The sequence below is a fragment of the Zobellella endophytica genome (assembly GCF_003012775.1).
GTDB lineage: Bacteria > Pseudomonadota > Gammaproteobacteria > Enterobacterales > Aeromonadaceae > Oceanimonas > Oceanimonas endophytica.
Genome location: NZ_PXYG01000005.1, coordinates 1 through 18369 on the forward strand (window position 1 = coordinate 1; position 18369 = coordinate 18369).

The following is an 18369-nucleotide window of genomic DNA, read 5'->3' on the forward strand; positions in this document are numbered from 1 at the left end:
TTATTGCCTGGCGGCGATAGCGTTGTGGACCCACCTGACCCCATGCCGAACTCAGAAGTGAAACGCGACCGCGCCGATGATAGTGTGGCAGCTGCCATGTGAAAGTAGGTCACTGCCAGGCACCCAATTTAGTATCTGACTATACGGCTTTTGCGGAGCGGTAGTTCAGTTGGTTAGAATACCGGCCTGTCACGCCGGGGGTCGCGGGTTCGAGTCCCGTCCGCTCCGCCATCAAACAGAAAAAAGCCACCTTCGGGTGGCTTTTTTGTTTTCGGCTGCCTGAGACATCCGATGCAATGGGTGCAGCCTCTATTTCTCTTACAATCATTTTCATCAGAGTATCTCCTCATACTTTTCTATGTCTTAGTTGGCAGATAACTTCTGGTATTCGAGCAAGCTGCAGATACAAATATAGTGCTGTTACTACAGCTATCCCATGGTCTGCCAGTAGAAGAACCCCGCCTTTTTTTTCAGTATGGTGGCTGAAATATGGGCCTCGCAGGGTTTCTCCGCCAATCCGTAGCACACATGTAGCGGCAGCAGATGCTCTTCCCGCGGATGACAAAACCGGGCATGGGGGGCGAGTTCCCATTGTGCAAGGCGCCGGGCTCGTTCCGGTTCACTCAGTTTTGTACTCGAGCAGGTTTCTTCCAGCCAGTCTTCGAAGGCCTGATTGCTGGCCTGGATTTCGGGCGTGTTGGGGGCAAAGAAGGCCCGCATGTTATGGAACGAAAAGCCGGAGCCGATCACCAGCAGATTGTCGTGGCTCAGTGCCTGCAAGGCCCGGCCGATGGCGATGTGGGTATCAGCATCCATGTTGTTCACCAATGACAGCTGCACACAGGGAATGTCCGCCTGCGGGTACATCAGTTTGAGGGGAACGAAGAGACCATGATCGAATCCCCGCTGGGAATCGAGCCGTGCCGGGAACCCGGCCCGCTCCAATACCTGCTGGATGTGCCGTGCCAGCGTCGGCTCGCCGGGGCAGGGGTAGACTATCTCGTAGGACTCCGGCGGAAAGCCGTAGTAATCGTAGATCAGTGACGGATTGGCCCCAGAGGTGATGGTGGGAACGGATTCCTCCCAGTGGGCACTGATGACCAGGATGGCGGAGGGTTTGCGCAGTGTGCCGGCGAGCTCGGTGAGGCTGTCCACCAGCTCGCTATGGTCGGGATCCCCCAGCAAGGGCATGGGTCCGCCGCCGTGGGAAATGTACAAAACATCGATGTGCGAGTTCATGGTCGTTCTTTCTCCAATCCGGGTTGACCGCCTGGGTGGCAGTGAGTGAGCTCAGAACTTGCCGGGGCCTGCCGGCACAATACCGCCAGGGTTGAGCGCCTTAATCGAATAATAGCCCGCCTTGATATGATCAAGATGCACTGTATCGGCAATACCCTCGAGAGCCAGTATCCTCCGCATGTAGGCGGACAATGCGGGCATGGCACCCAGTGTATTGCGATTGCACTTGAACAGGCCATGGTAAGCCGCATCAAAGCGTACCAGGGTCACGAACAGGCGCACATCGGTTTCCGTCAGTCGGTCGCCGAACAGGAAGGCACGTCCATCGGATAGGCGGGACTCCAGTTCATCCAGGCAGGTAAAGACCCTGGCATAAGCTTCCTCGTAGGCCTGTTGGCTGGACGCAAAGCCTGCCTGATAGACGCCGTTGTTCAGTTCCCTGTAAATGGTGTTGTTCAGGGTATCGATCTCGGCGGCCATGGCCGGCGGATAGAGATCCGGTCCCTGGCTGGCGAGGTGCGAGAAGGCGCTGTTCAGCATCCGCACTATATCCGCCGACTCATTGTTGACGATGGTCCCGGTCTGCTTGTCCCAGAGTACCGGCACGGTGGCGCGTCCGGTGAAGTGCGGGTCGGCGCGGGTATACAGTTCATGAAGATAACGGGCGCCGTTGGGATCGCGCTCGTCGGCGCCGGGAAAGCCGCCAAACTGCCATCCTTGATCGGTCAGCCGGGGATTGACCACGATGACATCGATGACCTCGTGCAGCCCTTTCAGGGCCCGAACCATCAGCGCTCGCGAGGCCCAGGGGCAGATGTAGGCAACATAGAGCCGATAGCGGCCTTTCTCCGCCCTGAAGCCGCCGGTCCCGGTGGGTCCGGGTTGACCATCCGGCGTGATCCAGTTCCGGAATGACGATGTCTGGCGAATGAATCGTCCCTGGTCATCTTTCGCTTGTACTGGTTGCCAGTTCTCTTTCCAGGTGCCATTGACCAGCATGATGCAGTTTCTCCTCTTGGAACGGCACGCCCGGGTGGGGGCGTGCCGGTTCGATAATGATGGTGATAGGGTAGTAGGCGCAGTGATTTATCGGCCTAAAGTAGGTTTTCCGCTCTTGCTGCCAACGGCACGTTCCAGTATCACATTATCCACAGCGAGTTTGCCGGCCCCCTGAATTGTCAGGGACAGGGTCACGGCAAACAGGCTCAACGCATATTCGTAGCCATTGTTTGACATGAAGAGTCCGTTGCTGACGTGGACGCTGAAGATGGCCACCAGCATGGTGAAGGCGCTGACCAGTGCCGCCGGCCGCGTTAGCAGTCCCGCCACCAAAGCCAGGCCGCCGAAGAACTCGGCACTACCGGCCAGCAGCGCCATCAGGTAGCCCGGCGCCAGGCCGATACTCGCCATCCATTGCCCGGTACCTTCCAGGCCGTAGCCGCCGAACCAGCCGAAGAGTTTCTGAGCACCGTGGGCTGCCAGAATCAGCCCGACCGGAACCCGCAGTACCAAAGCGGCATAGCCACCCTTGGAATCAAACAGCGCTTTTAATGATTGAGTGTTCATGATAGTCACCTCTAAATATGGTTTTGCTAGTTGTCCCTGAAGCCCCTCCCCAGGTGATGTGTCCACTATACTGTCGCCAAATAAAAAGACTAAGATGGTAATTGTTGATTGATTGGAAATGTTTTGTTGATAATATCAGTCCCATCGCTATACCGGAGCAGTTTATGGATCGTATTGATGCGATGCGTGCCTTTGTCACCGTCGTGACCGAAGGCTCCTTTACCCGTGCCGCGGACCGACTGGCGCTGTCACCACAGCTCGTCAGCAAATATGTTGCCCAGCTTGAACAGCACCTGGGGCTGCGTCTGCTCAACCGCACTACCCGCAAGATACATCTGACCGAAGCGGGAATACGCTATCATGAGCGCGCGCAACAGGTGCTCAACGACATCGACGACATGGAAAGTCAGCTCGGCGATCTGCACACCCAGGCACAGGGCTTGCTGCGTATCAGTGCTCCGGTTTCCTTCGCCATCCGGCACATGGCTCCCCTGCTCAGTGACTTCCAAAACGCCCATCCCTCCGTCGGCATCGACTTGCAGTTGAACGATCGCAAGGTGGACATTGTGGAGGAGGGGTTCGATATCGCGCTGCGGATTGGCCGCTTGAAGAGCTCTTCACTGATCGCTAAAAAAATTGCGCCCATACGCCTGGTGATGTGCGCCTCTCCCGGCTATCTGGCGCAGCACGGTACGCCTCGGCGACCGGAAGACCTCAGCAATCACCGTTACTTGCGCTACAGCTATATGGAGCAGGGCGGAGGCGAGGTGTTAAACCGGTGGCTGCACCGCGGTGGTCAGCACCGTCATAGCGACATGACCAGCAACAATGGTGACGTGCTGGTTGCTGCGGCCATTACCGGTGCCGGCATTGTCCTGCAACCGACCTTCATTTCGGGTCAGGCCATCCAGGAAGGAAAGCTGCAAATCATCCTGCCGGAGTATGAACCCGAGCCGATGGCTCTTTATGCGGTGTTTGCTCACCGCCAGTTGATGGCGAGCAAGGTGCGGTATTTTGTTGATTTCATAGGAGGATACTTTGGGGATCCTCCGTACTGGGATCGGTTCAACTGCTGATTCGGAAAATGCTTTACCCAATCTATGTTTATGTTTTTATTTTCAATAAAAACAATGGCTTAATTTCCATTCTCGTTGAGCCTGCGAAGAGTCTGATATCCGAAGACACATCTTGATACCGGTGGTTTTCTCAGCTAATGACAGGGTCATCAAGATGACGGATGTTATGTCACTGCCCCATCGCGGTAGTGCTGTCTCTCAGGCATTGCAGCAGATCCAGGGTGAGGGGATCAGGATGTGCTTCGTCGCGCCAGCACATGCCCACATAGCCTTCGCCGCTGTCGAGACGGATGTCGAGCGGCACCACCAGGCCGCGGCCGGTGAAGTGGCGGGCCACCCGCTCCGAGCTGACCGACAGCATGTCGCTGTGCTGCAGCAGCCAGAGGTTGCCCACCTGGGAGGACGACTCCACCCGGTAGGGCGGCGGCTTGCGCCCGGCCAGGGTCAGGGCCATGTCCAGCTTGCTGCGGATGGGGGTGCCCTGGGGCCAGACTATCCAGTCGTACTGGTAAAGGTCGTCCCAGTCCAGCCCCGCCCGCCCGGCCAGGGGATGGTCGGGGCGGGCCACGATGCGCAGCGGCTCCTCGTAGAGCATTTCGCTCTTCAGGCTGGCGCGGGGCTGGTAGTTGTCGAGCCGGCCCACCACCACGTCCAGCTTGCCCAGCTCCAGCTTGTCCAGCAGCGAGTTCATGGTGCTTTCCTGTATTTCCACCCGCGCCCTGGGATGTAGTGCAATGAAGGCCATGATGGCCGCCGGCACGAAGCTGGGCGCCGAAGCCGGCGAGGTGCCCACCGCCACGGTGCGGGAGCTGCCTTCCTGCAGGGCTTCCAGGTTGTGTTGGGCCCGGGCCATTTCGGTCACCATGCGCCGGGCGTGGCTCACCAGCAACTGGCCCATGGCGGTGGGCCTGAGGCCGCGGGCATGGCGCTCGAACAGCGGCGCGCCGATGTCTTCTTCCAGCTCCTTCAGCCACTTCGACAGCCCCGGCTGGGTGCTATGCATGAGGCGGGCGGTGTCGCTCAGGCTGCCGGTGTCGGCCAGGTTGATCAGCAGGTGCAGGTGCCTGAGGCGCAGGCGGCGGGTCCAGTCCATTGAGCTATACCATAAAAGGCATGATGGTATCTCAAAATATCATTATTCGGTATGGGGTTCACGGACAATACTGTTGCGCAGAAGTTACGCGGTCCGTGTGCGAGACATTTATCAGAGTGATATTGCCGGACAGTACCCAGGGCGCCAACGGAGGGCCGCTCACATCGTCAGGATAGTGTGACGTGATATGACCGGCACGTCCAAAGGTGTGGGCGCGGTGAAGCCGGACGAGCTGCTGGTGTGTGGCGTCGGCGTTCTGGGTGAACTGCACGTGCGCGTTGTGTAAAGGAGAACCAAGCATGCAGCTTTACAGTTTTTTCAATAGCTCCACTTCTTACCGGGTGCGTATCGCCCTGGCCCTGAAGGGCCTGGATTACGACTACCGGGGCGTGAACATCCGGGTGGGCGAGCAGAAAGCCGACGACTACCAGTCCATGAACCCGTCCAAGGGGGTGCCGCTGCTGCTGGACGACGAGGGCAACCGCCTGAGCCAGTCGATGGCGATCATCGACTATCTGGATGAGACCCACCCCGAGCCCAGACTGTTGCCCGCCGAGCCGCTGGCCCGGGCCCGGGTGCTGGAGCTGGCCAATGCCATCGCCTGCGATATGCACCCGGTGAACAACCTGCGCATCCTCGGCTACCTGAAAAACAAGCTCGGGGTGAGCGAGGAGCAGAAGAACGACTGGTACCGCCACTGGACAGCCGAAGGCTTCACTGCGGTGGAAGCCCTGCTCGAACGCCATGGCCATGGTTCCTACTGTTTCGGCGAGGCGCCTACCCTGGCCGACTGCTGCCTGGTGCCCCAGGTGGCCAACGCCGAGCGCATGGGCTGCGATCTGAGCGCCTATCCCCGGGTGATGGCGGTGTACCAACATTGCCAGCGGCAGCCGGCCTTCCAGCAGGCGGCCCCTTCTCGCCAGCCGGACTTTATCGCCTGACTCGGTAGATTGGCTGCAGTTCTGTGACCAATTGCCTGAAAGACGACCACCGCTAATCGTATCGCGCGCCGGCCCGACCGGCGCCGCAAGGAGACAGAGAAGATGCATCAACTCGGAACCCTGGAAGACCTGCCCGAAAGCTACCGCAACGAGCTGACCGAACAGAACCTGGTGCCGCTGTGGCCCAACATGCGCGCCGTGCTGCCGCCCAAGGTGCCCAGCCGCAAGACCCGCACCCTGCGCTGGGGCTACGAGGTGGTGCGCCCGCTGCTGCTGCAGGCCGGCGAGCTGACCCCGATGGAAAAGGCCGAGCGCCGGGTGCTGGTGCTGGCCAACCCGGGCCACGGCCTCAACAACATGCAGGCCACCCCCAGCATCTACATGGGGCTGCAGCTGATCCTGCCCGGTGAAACCGCGCCCAACCACCGCCACACCCCCAACGCGGTGCGCATCATCGTCGAGGGCGAGGGCGCCTATACCACCGTCGACGGCGAGCCCTGCCGCATGGAGCGGGGCGATCTGATCCTCACTCCCTCCGGCAAGTGGCACGAGCACCAGCACGAAGGCGACGGCCCCATCGTCTGGCTGGATATCCTCGATCTGCCGCTGATCTACCAGCTCGAAGGCTCCTGGGCGATGGAAGGCCGGCCCCAGCAGACCACCCTGAGCCGGGACAAGTCGTTCGCCGACTACAGCGCCGCCGGCGTGGTGCCCAACCTCAACTTCCAGCGCGGCACCGCCGACGCGCCCATGCTGCGCTACCCCTGGAGCAAGACCCGTTCCTGCCTGGTGGAGATGGCCGAGCATTATCAAAACGGCCTGCTGCAGGTGAGCTACGTCAACCCGGAAACCGGCGCCAGCCTGTTCCCCAGCATCGGCTTCGGCGCCCTGATGCTGCGCCCGGGCGAGACCGTCACCCTGCCCAAGCGCACCACCGCCTGCGTGTTCCACGCGGTGGAAGGCGCGGGCCAGTTGAACGTGGACGGCGGCGAACCCCTGGCCTGGAACGACAAGGACACCCTGTCCGCCCCCGGCTACAGCGACATTACCCTGAGCAACGGCTCGGCCGACCAGCCGGCCTTTATGATCACCGCCGACGAAGCCCCGCTGCATCGTTACCTCGGCATTTACTGATAAGGTTGAACAAGATGACTGCAAAACTGTTATTCCCCCCGAAAGCACCGACCCTGGCCGCCGTGGCCGGCACCGACGAACTGTTCCCGGTGCACCGCATCTTCTGCGTGGGCCGCAACTACCACGCCCATGCCGCCGAGATGGGGGTAAGCGTGGACAAGAACACCCAGGAGCCCTTTTATTTCACCAAGCACCCGAGCACGCTGATCCCCTCGGGCAGCGAAATCGCCTATCCGCCGCAAACCGCCAATTACCATTATGAAATGGAGTTCGTGGTGGCCATCGGCAAGGAAGGTTTCGAGGTGAGCGAGGCCGAGGCCAACGAGCTGGTGTTCGGTTATGCCGCCGGCCTCGACATGACCCGCCGGGATCTGCAACTGAAGGCGCGGGAAACCGGCCGGCCCTGGGATCTGGGCAAGGACTTCGAGGAGTCCGCGGTGCTCGGCCTCATCGTGCCCAAGGCGCAGACCGGCATCGTCGACAGCGGCGAGATCAGCCTGAGCGTGAACGGCGAGGTCAGGCAGAACTCGGATCTGACCAAGCTTATCTGGAACGTGCCGGAGATCATCGCCCACCTGTCGCGCTTCTACCACCTGCAGCCGGGGGATCTGATCTACACCGGTACTCCCGACGGCGTGGGCCCGGTGGTGGCCGGCGACCAGATCACCGGCGTGGTGGCCGGGGTGGGCAGCATAGCGCTGCGCATCGCTAAATAACAACGGGGCCAGGTCATGGACCCGGCCGGATTCTGATTTTTCAAAAGCACTGATGCATTGGGCTTTGATGTTCATTGCCCTATCACCGTTTTTCCCTGTGGCGACCAAGCCTGATGTAATTAAAAAATCGTTGGTTCTATCGCCTCATCCTGCCACTTCCTCCGTGAAGTGGCTTTTTTTTAGTTTTGGCACGGCTCGATTTATTGGCCGTGGCGACCAATAGTGGGTAACTACAGCAAGGACTCTGCGGCAAGTTGATAGGAATGGCAACGTGCCACCGGATCATGGATGCGGGCATCGATGATCAACTCATCCGCCTGGGTCTGGGCGATAAACCGTTGCAGCCAGTCACCGACCTGCCGCTGGTCACCCACGACGGAGCAGGCCATGGCCTGATCCAGGACTTGCCGCTCGCCGTAGGACAATCCTTGGAAGTAGCCCTCCTGTGGTCTGGGTAGTGGGCCAGGCCTGCCCTGATAGAGCGAATTGACCCAATGGAAATGGGAGCTGGCATGGAAATTCGCTTCTGCCGGGCTGTCGGCCGCGATGACATTGACGCCGGCGATAACGTAAGGCCTCTTCAGGTTGGCAGACGGCTGGAAATGGTGACGGTAGTGGGCAACCGCGCTCATCAGAAAGCGGGGCGCGAAGTGTGAAGCGAACGCATAAGGCAAGCCCAACCGGGCAGCCAGATCGGCACTTTGCATGCTCGACCCAAGAATCCAGAGGGGAACGTCATGGACGCCAGGTATGCCTCGCACAGGCTGCTGGCCGTTGTCCTGCAGATAGTCCACCAGCATGCCAATATCTTGCTCGAAATCCCGTTCGGAAGCGTCTCCGCGCAAGGCTTGGATGCTTGGCCCTGCCGCGCCCGCCGCGCGCCCAACTCCCAGGTCAATCCGCCCTGGATGCAGGGTGTCGAGGGTGGCGAACTGTTCGGCCACGATCAGGGGCGAGTGGTTGGGGAGCATGATACCGCCGGCCCCGACGCGCAAGCGGGTGGTCGCCGCGGCCAGGTGTTCAATAAGCAGTGTGGTGGCGGAGGAAGCGATGCCTGGCAGGTCGTGGTGTTCGGCGATCCAGTAACGTCGGTAGCCATGTTGCTCCACGTGGCGGGCCAGCATGCGGGCATCGGCCAGGGTATCGGCAAAGCCTTTGCCTTCGCCAATCATCATCAGATCAAGGACGGATAGTTTGGTCAAGAGCGACTCCTTAATTACTTTTGCAATTTTCGCCACAGTCGGGTTGGCGGCGAAGGGCCTGTGAATGGAAGAGCGAATTACTGCCTGGGCAGCATCTCGGCCCAGGAGGGATGTCTCTGCAAGCGCTGATCCATCGCACGAATGGTATTCAGGCTCCGCTGTAGCTTGAGGTAGATATCCCCGCCATAGTCCCAGCCGAGGAGGCCGATGCTGCCGGTATAGCCCAGACGCTGCAGGGCGGCCATGATGGCAAAGTTATCGAGCTCGCCCCGGTCTGGCGGCTCCATGGTTGCCACGCCGCCCCAACCCAGCGGAGACATGGCACTGCCAGAGAGGACGACCTGCATCAGCCAGGGTTTAATGGCTGTCAGGCGCTCCGCCAGGTGGCCTTCTTCACTGGCAAACCAATGGTAGCCATTGAAGGACGCGCCCAGGCGGGGGTGGCTGAAGTGCTCGCACAGGCGCACGACCTGAGATGTGGTCTGCGTCACATGCCGCAGGTGCGGATAGAGGGCGATACGCAAGCCGCGCCGCTCGGCAATCGGCAGCAACGATTCGATGGTTCGCAAGATGGCCCCGGTGCCGTTGAGCGTGGTCTGCACCGCAAGCTCAATCAGCTCAACGCCTTCGACGGATTCCACAAGGTGGCGCAGCCGGCTGTCATTGCGTCCTTCGTGCAGGACGAGGTAAAGGGCGGTAACGTCCAGGCCGTGCCGGGCCTTGACCTTGGGCAGCAAGGACAGGTCGGTGAGCGGTGTGCCGCCCCATGCGGAAACCGTGATGCCGTTATAGCCGAGCTCGGCGAGCATCTCGCATTGCGACTGGAACCCATAGACGCCCATCGAGTTATAGAAGAAGGAATCCAGCGCATGCACAGGATAAGTCATGACATCTCCCGGTTTGTCGAACTAATAGGGTAGCGGCGTCATCAGGGCCCAGTCGGGGTGGGCCGCCAGCCGCTGCTCCATGGAGCGGAACGCATCGTGTGAGCGTTGCAGATTGTTATAGACGTCTCCGCCCATGCTCTCCCAACCCAGAACACCATAGCGCCCGTTATAGCCTCGTCGCTCCAGGGCCCCCAGCAGGACGAAGTTGTCCAGCTCGCCTTCATCGAGGGGCTCGATGGTTGCGGCGCCGCCCCAGCCCAGCGGGGACAGCCGGCAGCCGGCGATATTGACTTGCCGCAACCAGGACCAAACCGCATCGAGCCGTTGCTCAAGTTGCTGCTCCTGGGTCGCAAACCAGTGATAACCATTGAAGACGATGCCCAGATGTGAGTGATCGAATTCCTGACACAGCGAAACCGCCTCTGACGTTGTCTGCATGCCGTACCGCACATGGGGGTAGAGCGCAATGTCAATGCCGCGGCGTTCGCAAATGGGCAGGATGCGCTCGAGCATTCTCCGGTCCGCATCCCGGACCTCGTCTCCCGAATGCAGGGCCAGCTCGATGCGGGTACAGCCTTCAACGGATTCAAAGATGTTGGTCACAAAGGACTCGAGCCCCTCGCGGTAGATCAGGTAGATGGCTCCTACATCGAGTCCCCATTGCGGCTTGACCAAAGGCAACGACTTCAGCTCTTTGCTCCACGCCGATACGGTCAGCCCCTGGTAACCCAGTTCGGCCAGCATTTCGCATTGCGCGGCCAGCGGGTAGCTTCCCAACTTGGTCTGAAAGATGAAGTCCATATGATGTAGCGGCCGCGTCATAATGGGGCTCCCGTGGCAAGGCTGGGAAACAGGGGCAACAGGTATTCCCCGAGTTCGTCTATGACCTCCGAGGCGGGGCGTCGCTGGGGTTTGAAGTGCAGCGCGACATGGGAGACTCCCTGTTCCTGCTGCCGAAGCCAATATTCACGCAGTGCATTGCGCCCCGCGCGCAGGACGCGGCCGGGCTGTACCGGCAAGTTCGGATCAGGGTCCAGATCGAACAGGGTGCCATAGCCATATGGCTTGAAGGTATCCGGGCCGCAGGCCGCGTGCCATTGCTCGATGATGGCGGGAATGCGCCGGGGGTCGGCAATATAGGAAAGAATGCCGTCGGTATGTTGCGCCGTCCAATCGAGCGTCTGGCCCGCATGGCCAATGACGATACTGGGCAACCGCGTTGCCGCGGGTTTGGGCAACAGTTCCAGGTTGCCGCCGAGGCGTCCGTAGAAGCGGGAGTCATGCACGGGCCAGGTCTGCTCGGTGGCGGCGCGCATGATGGCCAAGGCGTCACGGAAGCGCTCGGCCCGGTTCTCGAAGTCGGCGCCAAAGGCCGGGTATTCAACCGGCCGATCGCCGGTCGCAAGACCGAGCAGGAAGCGCCCGCCCAGCAACTGGTCCACGGTCGCCGCCTGCTTGGCCACGATCAGCGGATCCCGCAGTGGCAATACGATCCCCGCGGTGCCAATGGCAATGCGCCGGGTGACCGCGGCCAGGTATCCGGCATAGGCCAGGGGGTCGAGCACCTGGCCCACATCACCAAAGTTGGGATCAAAGAAGGGGACGTCACGCAACCAGATGGCTGAAAAACCGGCCTCGTCGACCTTGATGGCCATCTCGGCATGGTTTTCCAGTGTCGGCCCCGGGCTGTCGGGGTAGCTTTCCAGTGGCGCGATAAAGCCGAAAGTCAGATGGCCCGGCCGAAAGACTCTGGCGTAGCCGGGGTGCTGGGCAAGCTCCGGCGGGAGCTTGCCCGTTGATGGGATGAACGACATGGTTGTCTCCTGAAAGTAAGAGGGGCCGGCTCTGCCAGAGAGCAGGACTGGCTTGCGCCGGCGCGGGTAGGGCAACGATAAGTCGTTTTTCATTAGAGAAAAATAAGCTAATATTCTAAACATAAAGGAATAAAATGATTATGTAAGGGGCGTAACCATGGATTACTTCGGGGCCTTGGCGGCGTTTGTGCACTCGGCCGAGACACGCAGCTTTACCGAAGCCGGGCGTCGGCTTGGTATTTCGTCCTCCGCCGTTGGCAAGGCGGTGGTCCGCCTGGAGGAGGAACTGGGCGTTCGACTGTTTCACCGCTCGACACGCGCTATTACGCTGACCGCCGAAGGCCATTTGTTCCTGGACCGCTGCCAGCGTATTCTCGCCGAGTTCGATGTGGCCAGGGCCGAACTGACCCAGGCCAAGGCGGCGCCACAGGGAAAGTTGCGCGTCGGTCTGCCACAGCTAGGCATGCATTTGATGTCGTATTTTGTCGCGTTCCAGGAACAGTTCCCTGAGATTGAGTTGGAGCTGGACTTCAGTGATCGCCTGGTCAACGTCATCGATGAAGGATTTGATGCGGTCATGCGCATCGGCGAGGTGGAGGACTCCAGACTGACGATGCGCACACTCGATGGCTATCGGCACCTGCTTGTTGCGGCGCCTTCGTATTTATCCAAACACGGGGTGCCTGCTCGTCCCTCCGATCTTGCAAGTCACGCTTGCCTGCGTTACCGCTATCCAACTAGCGGCAAGCTGGCTCCCTGGCCACTCTTCGTGCAGGGGAAATCGGTAAATGTCGAGCTTCCGCAGTCTGCCGTCACCAATGCGATCGACTCCTTGTTTATGATGGCTCAATCGGGCTTGGGAATAGCATTACTACCTGACTTCGTCGTCGCGAACGCCGTCAAGGATGGACGTATTGTCGTACTGCTGGACAAGTACGTACATGACCATCGGCGATTCAGTATATTGTGGCCGTCGAGCCGGCAGCCTCTCCCCAAGATCAAGGCCTTTGTGGACTTTATGGTGGCTCGATTGGGAGGGGGAAAACAGTGAGTTGCCTACGTCTCAAGTGAGCGGGATATTTAAGAGTTTCTGGAACAATTGAACGTCCTGAATCGTCTATTCTTTGCCTGATATCGATGCGATACCCTGATTTCACCGCTTCGAGCCATGAAGTGTCCGTGTGGGGTAAAGGTTGTGTAGCTCTCGCTCAGGCGCTGTCGTATTCATACGCGACCGAGTTTTCCCCTTGCTTTGAATCTTCAGTCTGAAATCGAGAGGGTCCTAACATGCTTCTTAAAGGAAAGAAAGCGCTCGTCACCGGGGCGGGGCGTGGCATCGGCCAGGCGATTGCCCTGGGTTTGGCCCGCGCCGGGGCAGACGTGGCGGTAGCGGATATCTCGCTTGATGCCGTTGCCGAGACCGCGTCAGGGATACGCGCGCTTGGTCGCAAGGCGGTCGAGCTTGCCGTGAACGTCGTGGACTATGACCAGGTACAGGCCATGGTGCAGCAGGCCGCAGCCGAACTTGGCACCCTTGATATTGCCGTCAATAATGCGGGCGTGCTCGGTCTCTACAAGGTCGCCGATATGGAGCCGGCCGAATGGGACCGGGTGATGAATATCAACGCGCGTGGCGTATTCTTCTGCTGCAAGGCAGAGCTTGAAATCATGCAGCCGCGTAAATTTGGCCGAATTATCAACACCGCATCCATCGCCGGAAAGGTCGGGCTCCCCGACATGGCCCATTACATTGACGTACTCTCCATTGAGTAAGCTTTGCGGGTTAGCATGGTTTCCTCCCTTAAATTGCTGGCTTTAAATGTTCGTGGTATGTTTGTTTGAATAGTGTGGAATACTTTTTTATTCGGTCTATAAAAACTATAGCCCGTATTCTTACAAAGAAAAACTGGCTTATGTTCATTACATATCGGAATATTATGATGAAGTAATAACAAGGTAAATAACGGATCTTTACAGTGCTACCTCGACCGACCCTTGGCACGAAGGGTCTTTTTAGTCGCTGCCGGTAGTGTTCCATTATTAAGAGCAGCTGTTTAGGGGGGTGATGTAATGTTATCACTAAGAGGTGAAATACTATTACCTATCAATTTCGATATGATTGTGTTGTATTCTTGTTTCGCCAATGTTCATGGCTTGTTCTGAATCGACTTTTGTGCGGATATAGTGGCGTCGGATACCAATGAATCCGGTGGTGACCGGTCGGCGTATACCCCCGGTTTTACCCGGGGGATATGACTTAATGCTGAAGTGGCAATGCTATACGAAACAAAGGGGAGCCAATGTCAGCCTTTCCATCAAAACCTGATATTTGGCTAATCCACTCTTCTTTAGATAAAGTGGGGGGAGCCAGGTGAGAAAGAACAAGGTGCTTCACGTTGGCTTCTTGTGCTATGCCCCCTACTTCCGTGACCGGGGTGTGAGATTTTATCAGGTGATCCAGTTTGGCTTCTTCTGCCGCTGAACGTGGCTCTGGAAACAGGTTGTTGGCCCATTCCACACTAATAACTTCATGGACCAGGATGTCAGCATCCTTAGCCAGTTCGATCAGGTTCTCATTGCGGTTGGTATCTCCTGAAAACACGATAGAGCCGCTTTCCGTATCGACCCTGAAGGCAAAGCTTGGGTACATTGGCGGGTGACTGACAAGGGTTGCTGTTACACGAATGTTTTCATCCTCATATACTTCAAACGGTGACATCCTGGGAGACGGGTTGGTCTGACTGGCGTTTACATCTGACGGAACAACTATTTCATTGACCGAGATGTATTTATTGGGGTTGGGCATGCCGCTGTCATGAATGTTGTCATTCAAATCGGTGGCGAACGCATTATAGAGGTATTGGGTCATCTCAATGGTGCCAGGCGTCGGGTTTTCCGGATTAACCGTGTCCGCTTCTTCTTCTATTTTGCTTGAGGTAGGGGGAAGCCCACCTCTGTTTCCTGGTCCGAAAATCTGAATGGGATCTTTTCTTTTTCGTAAGCCCTCTGTTGATCCGAACAGAAGAAGTCTTGGGTAATCAACAACATGGTCTGCATGTAAGTGAGTTATAAACGCAGCTTTTATATTTTCTAGGCCTCCAAAGCCTGTTGATGACTTCTCTGTTCCTAGCCCAGCTTCATAATATCGCTCATGCCAACCTCTGCCAAAGTCTATGATATATCTGTCATCTCCAACAACGATGGCCGAAGAAGTACCACTGAAAGGGTGCGCACCCCATGATGTGCGACCAGCCGAAGATCCCAAGATGACGAGTTCTGTTTTTTCATTTTTTATATTTTCTTTATTTTGATCTTCTTCAATAGCATGAATGTTTGGTGAAGTGAGTCCAATAATGCATATTGCGACCAGGTTGATTTTTTTTACAAAGAAAGACATAGCATTTACCTCCATGGTGTTTTCTCCATATCCCAAACTTACTGTAAACTAATTGCTCCTGTATTAACATGTTTTTTACATTGATGGGGTGAATACTGTTTATTTGACAAACTAATATCAAAACTTTTTTATGTTTCTTGGTTTTATTGCGATCGAACGTTTGGGAAGAAAACAAGAAGGTGCGTTCATGTCTATTTTTTAAGGTTTTGTAGGGGGGCTTGGATGTGGCAGTGTTAGGTGATTTTTTTTGATTTTGTGGGCTGTGATGTCGATGCCCATACATAAAATAATTTTCTGCTATCTAAGACAGCCGGAGGTACAGTGAACCTGTATCTCCGGCATGTTTTATTTAGACCTTATCTTTCATTATAAAATGAATATTGTTCCTGTCGTTTATTTGGTTACCAGGGCGCATTTCGACCTGTAGTAGCCGAGTCCCAACACCACCAGCATGATCAGCAGGCCAGCCGCCTTGGCGGGCAGGGCCAGGGACAGGCCACCCATGTCCGGCAATATCAGCAGTACACCGGAGCCGATGAACAGCGCGCGCATGGCGATGCCCTGCCTGTGGTTCAGGTAGCCGACGAAGCCCACCGAGATGCACCAGACCCCGAGCAGGGCGCTGACTACCGCCAGGGCGATTTCCCCGGGCCCGCCGATCATCAGCAGCGGCGGCGTGAGCACGAACAGGAAGGGCACTATGTAGGCGGTCCAGCCCAGGCGCATGGCGGTAAAGGCGGTCTTTATCGGGTCCGCCTGGGCGATGCTGGCGGCGAAGAAGGCGCCGATGGCGATGGGCGGGGTGATCATCGACATCATGCCCATGTAGAAGATGAACAGGTGCGCGGCAATCGGCTCTATGCCCACCTGGATCAGCGAGGGCGCCACCAGCACCGCCAGCAGCAGGTAGACCCCCACCGTCGGCATGCCCATGCCCAGCACGATGCAGACCACGGCGGAGATGGCCAGCAGCAGGAACAGGTTGCCCTCGCCCAGTTGCACCAGGAAGTAGGTGAGGCCGAAGCCCAGCCCGGTGATGTTGAGGATGCCGATGATAAAGCCGGCGGCGGCGGAGATCATCACGATGTCCACGATCGACTGGCCGGTCTCGCAGAGCGAGTCCCAGACATCGCGCAGCGACATCTTCTTGCCCTTGTAGCCGCGCACCACCCCGACGATAAGCGCGCCCAGGGCGCCGAGCAGGGCAGCGGTTTCCGGCCGCATGTTGTAGAAGAACAGGGCGCCGATGATGGCGGCGAAGGGAATGATGAACACCCAGCCGTTGCCGAAGACTTCCCTGCCGGGCGGGATCAGCTCGGGACTGACCTTGGCGATCTGCTCCTTGGCCGCTTCCAGATCCACCTGGATGAATAGCGCCACATAGTAGAGGATGGCCGGGATCAGCGCCGCCAGCACCACCTCGGCGTAGCTGATCTGCAGGAACTCCGCCATCAGGAAGGCCACGGCCCCCATCACCGGCGGCATGATCTGGCCGCCGGTGGAGGCCACGGTTTCGATGGCCGCGGCGGTATGGGGGCGGAAGCCGCCCTGCTTCATCATGCGGATGGTGATCACGCCGGTGGCGACGATATTGGACACCACCACTCCGGAGATGGATCCGAACAAAGCGGAGCCGACGGTGGCGATCTTGCCCGAGCCGCCGCGGGAGCGGCCCATCAGCGACATCGCCAGGTCGTTGAAGAAGTCGGCGCCGCCGGATTTCAACAGCAGCTGGCCGAACAGCACGAAGCCGATGACAATGGTGGCGGCCACCCCCAGGGTCAGCCCCAGCATACCGTTGGTATCGATGCCCAGGTAGACCACCAGCCGGTCCAGCCCCACCGCGCGGGTCTGCAGCGGGCCGGACAGTTGGTGGCCGATCAGCGCGTAGCCGAGGAAGGCCAGCACCACCAGCACCAGGGTCAGACCCACCACCCGGCGCAGTCCTTCCAGCACCAGCACGAAGAACATCGCCGACAGCACCAGCGCCTGGGCCGGCATGTCGAGCTGGCGCTCCACCAGATAGGGGTACTGCACCGCAAGGTAGAGGCCGCCCCCCAGGCCAATGGCCGCCACCAGCAGGTTAATACGCCGCTTCAGCGGGTGCTCCTCCCGCTTGAGGAACACCAGCGCCAGGCTGGCGCCCAGCACCACCGCCAGATATTGTTCGGTATAGATGGCGATGCCGAGCCGGCTGAACAGATCGGCGGCGTAGACGATGGCCGCCGCCGCGATCAGAAAGCCCAGCAGGGCGCGTAACACCGGCAGCACGCCGGCTTCATGACCTTGTTGTTCCATGGTACTCATCATTCCCTCCCCAAGCCGGTTCAGCCGGGCTTATTCATGCCAAAGACCTTTTTCCTTGAAATAGCGCACCGCCCCGGGATGGTATTCCAGCCCCGGATAGGCCTTGCTCGGCTCGTCCAGCGACATGGTGCGAAAGCCGGGGAAGATGGCGCTCAGCTCGTCCTTGTTTTCCAGGATGGCGGAAACGGTCTTGTACACCTGCTCGTCGGGCACATGCTTGCCGACCACCAGGACGTTGTCCCAGGTCACCATGGCGATGGGCTCGTCGATGCCGGCGATATGGGGCGCGGGATAGACCTCGGTGATGTAGAAGGCGGGGCGCACCTTGAGCATGGCCTCCTGGGCCGCTTCGTCGGTGGGCACCGGCAGGAACTTGACGCCGCCGACGGAGGCGTCCACTTCCGCCACCTTGGGGCCGCCCACCGCGAAGAAGGTGGCGTCCAGCCGGCCCGAGGCCAGGGTGTCGGCGGCACGGATCAGATCCGGTACCGGTACCTGCTGCACGTCGTCCCAGCTGACGCCGCCGGTGGCCATCATCGCCTCCATGTGCGAGCGGCCCAGGGGGAAGGCGTTCCAGCCGCTGGCGACTCGCTTGCCGGCGAGATCGGCAATGGTGTCGATGCCCGCGTCCCGGCGCACGAAGATGCCGATGGGCTGGGGATTGATCACCATGGCCACCCGCAGGTTGCTGCGCGGCCGGTCGTCGTAGTCATCGCTGCCCCGGGCGGCGATGATCACGTCGTTGACGTCGTTGATGGCAAACTCGGCCAGCCCCTGGTCGACCGCGTCCATCATGGCCCTGTTGCCGCTGTAGGGCTGTACCAGGGCGTTGACGTTTTCCTTGGCGCGGATCACGTTGGCCACCGCCGTGCTCATGGTGTTCCAGACCGAGCCCTGGGGCGGGGTGGCCAGCGACAGCATCTGCGCCGAGGCGCCGTGGCTGAGTAGGGCCAGGGACAGGGCGGTGGCCAGTGTGGTCAGTGTCTTTTTCATCATT

The 18369-nt window shown here is 58.9% G+C and carries 17 protein-coding genes, 1 tRNA gene and 1 rRNA gene; 8 read left to right on the forward strand and 11 right to left on the reverse strand.

Going from position 1 to position 18369, the window contains the following annotated elements; all coding sequences use genetic code 11:
* Positions 1-6 precede the first annotated feature (6 nt).
* Positions 7-121 (forward strand): 5S ribosomal RNA (rrf, locus tag C7H85_RS11935).
* A 33-nt stretch (positions 122-154) separates the two neighbouring features.
* A tRNA-Asp gene (locus tag C7H85_RS11940) sits at positions 155-231 on the forward strand.
* Between the two features lie 198 nt (positions 232-429).
* On the opposite strand, the gene C7H85_RS11945 is transcribed toward C7H85_RS11940, so the two are convergent.
* From C7H85_RS11945 to C7H85_RS11955, 3 genes are all read right to left on the reverse strand, one after another.
* Positions 430-1239 (reverse strand): DODA-type extradiol aromatic ring-opening family dioxygenase, encoded by an 810-nt coding sequence (locus C7H85_RS11945; RefSeq protein WP_106729941.1) that lies wholly within the window; start codon positions 1237-1239, stop codon positions 430-432.
* A 51-nt stretch (positions 1240-1290) separates the two neighbouring features.
* On the reverse strand, positions 1291-2238 hold the full coding sequence (locus C7H85_RS11950; protein ID WP_106729942.1) for a glutathione S-transferase family protein: 948 nt from the start codon (positions 2236-2238) through the stop codon (positions 1291-1293).
* A gap of 87 nt (positions 2239-2325) precedes the next feature.
* Positions 2326-2805: a DoxX family protein gene (locus C7H85_RS11955; protein ID WP_106729943.1), complete on the reverse strand. Its 480-nt coding sequence runs from the start codon at positions 2803-2805 to the stop codon at positions 2326-2328.
* Between the two features lie 164 nt (positions 2806-2969).
* On the opposite strand from C7H85_RS11955, the gene C7H85_RS11960 reads away from it, so the two are divergent.
* Entirely contained in the window at positions 2970-3881 is a 912-nt protein-coding gene (locus C7H85_RS11960) for a LysR family transcriptional regulator (RefSeq protein WP_106729944.1), read from the forward strand.
* 169 nt (positions 3882-4050) lie between these two features.
* On the opposite strand, the gene C7H85_RS11965 is transcribed toward C7H85_RS11960, so the two are convergent.
* Entirely contained in the window at positions 4051-4974 is a 924-nt protein-coding gene (locus tag C7H85_RS11965; protein WP_106729945.1) for a LysR substrate-binding domain-containing protein, read from the reverse strand.
* Positions 4975-5273: 299 nt separating this feature from the next.
* Here C7H85_RS11965 and maiA point away from each other — a divergent pair, with 299 nt between their 5' ends.
* The 3 genes from maiA to C7H85_RS11985 all read left to right on the forward strand — a co-directional run bounded on the left by maiA (position 5274) and on the right by C7H85_RS11985 (position 7765).
* Positions 5274-5915 (forward strand): maleylacetoacetate isomerase, encoded by a 642-nt coding sequence (maiA, locus tag C7H85_RS11975; RefSeq protein WP_106729946.1) that lies wholly within the window; start codon positions 5274-5276, stop codon positions 5913-5915.
* 102 nt (positions 5916-6017) lie between these two features.
* Entirely contained in the window at positions 6018-7049 is a 1032-nt protein-coding gene (locus C7H85_RS11980) for a cupin domain-containing protein (protein WP_106729947.1), read from the forward strand.
* A 14-nt stretch (positions 7050-7063) separates the two neighbouring features.
* Positions 7064-7765 (forward strand): fumarylacetoacetate hydrolase family protein, encoded by a 702-nt coding sequence (locus C7H85_RS11985; protein WP_106729948.1) that lies wholly within the window; start codon positions 7064-7066, stop codon positions 7763-7765.
* A 230-nt stretch (positions 7766-7995) separates the two neighbouring features.
* Here the strand turns inward: C7H85_RS11985 and C7H85_RS11990 are convergent, their stop codons facing one another.
* The 4 genes from C7H85_RS11990 to C7H85_RS12005 all read right to left on the reverse strand — a co-directional run bounded on the left by C7H85_RS11990 (position 7996) and on the right by C7H85_RS12005 (position 11668).
* Positions 7996-8967 (reverse strand): LLM class flavin-dependent oxidoreductase, encoded by a 972-nt coding sequence (locus C7H85_RS11990; protein WP_106729949.1) that lies wholly within the window; start codon positions 8965-8967, stop codon positions 7996-7998.
* Positions 8968-9044: 77 nt separating this feature from the next.
* On the reverse strand, positions 9045-9854 hold the full coding sequence (locus C7H85_RS11995) for a TIM barrel protein (RefSeq protein ID WP_106729950.1): 810 nt from the start codon (positions 9852-9854) through the stop codon (positions 9045-9047).
* Between the two features lie 21 nt (positions 9855-9875).
* Entirely contained in the window at positions 9876-10676 is an 801-nt protein-coding gene (locus C7H85_RS12000) for a TIM barrel protein (RefSeq protein WP_106729951.1), read from the reverse strand.
* Entirely contained in the window at positions 10673-11668 is a 996-nt protein-coding gene (locus C7H85_RS12005; protein WP_106729952.1) for a TIGR03571 family LLM class oxidoreductase, read from the reverse strand. The genes C7H85_RS12000 and C7H85_RS12005 overlap by 4 nt, the downstream gene beginning before the upstream one ends.
* Before the next feature lie 157 nt (positions 11669-11825).
* Between C7H85_RS12005 and C7H85_RS12010 the strand changes: the two genes are divergently transcribed.
* Positions 11826-12719, forward strand: coding sequence for a LysR family transcriptional regulator (locus C7H85_RS12010; RefSeq protein WP_106729953.1), 894 nt, complete (start codon positions 11826-11828; stop codon positions 12717-12719).
* Between the two features lie 236 nt (positions 12720-12955).
* A complete protein-coding gene (locus C7H85_RS12015; protein ID WP_106729954.1) occupies positions 12956-13441 on the forward strand; it encodes an SDR family NAD(P)-dependent oxidoreductase in 486 nt (161 codons plus the stop codon).
* A gap of 484 nt (positions 13442-13925) precedes the next feature.
* Here the strand turns inward: C7H85_RS12015 and C7H85_RS19585 are convergent, their stop codons facing one another.
* The 3 genes from C7H85_RS19585 to C7H85_RS12030 form a co-directional block, all read right to left on the reverse strand.
* On the reverse strand, positions 13926-15080 hold the full coding sequence (locus tag C7H85_RS19585; protein WP_146140454.1) for an MBL fold metallo-hydrolase: 1155 nt from the start codon (positions 15078-15080) through the stop codon (positions 13926-13928).
* Between the two features lie 378 nt (positions 15081-15458).
* Positions 15459-17363 carry a TRAP transporter permease gene (locus C7H85_RS12025; RefSeq protein ID WP_106729956.1) on the reverse strand — a complete coding sequence of 635 codons (1905 nt, stop codon included), beginning with the start codon at positions 17361-17363 and terminating at the stop codon, positions 15459-15461.
* 39 nt (positions 17364-17402) lie between these two features.
* A complete protein-coding gene (locus tag C7H85_RS12030) occupies positions 17403-18365 on the reverse strand; it encodes a TAXI family TRAP transporter solute-binding subunit (protein WP_106730190.1) in 963 nt (320 codons plus the stop codon).
* Between the last annotated feature and the right edge of the window lie 4 nt (positions 18366-18369).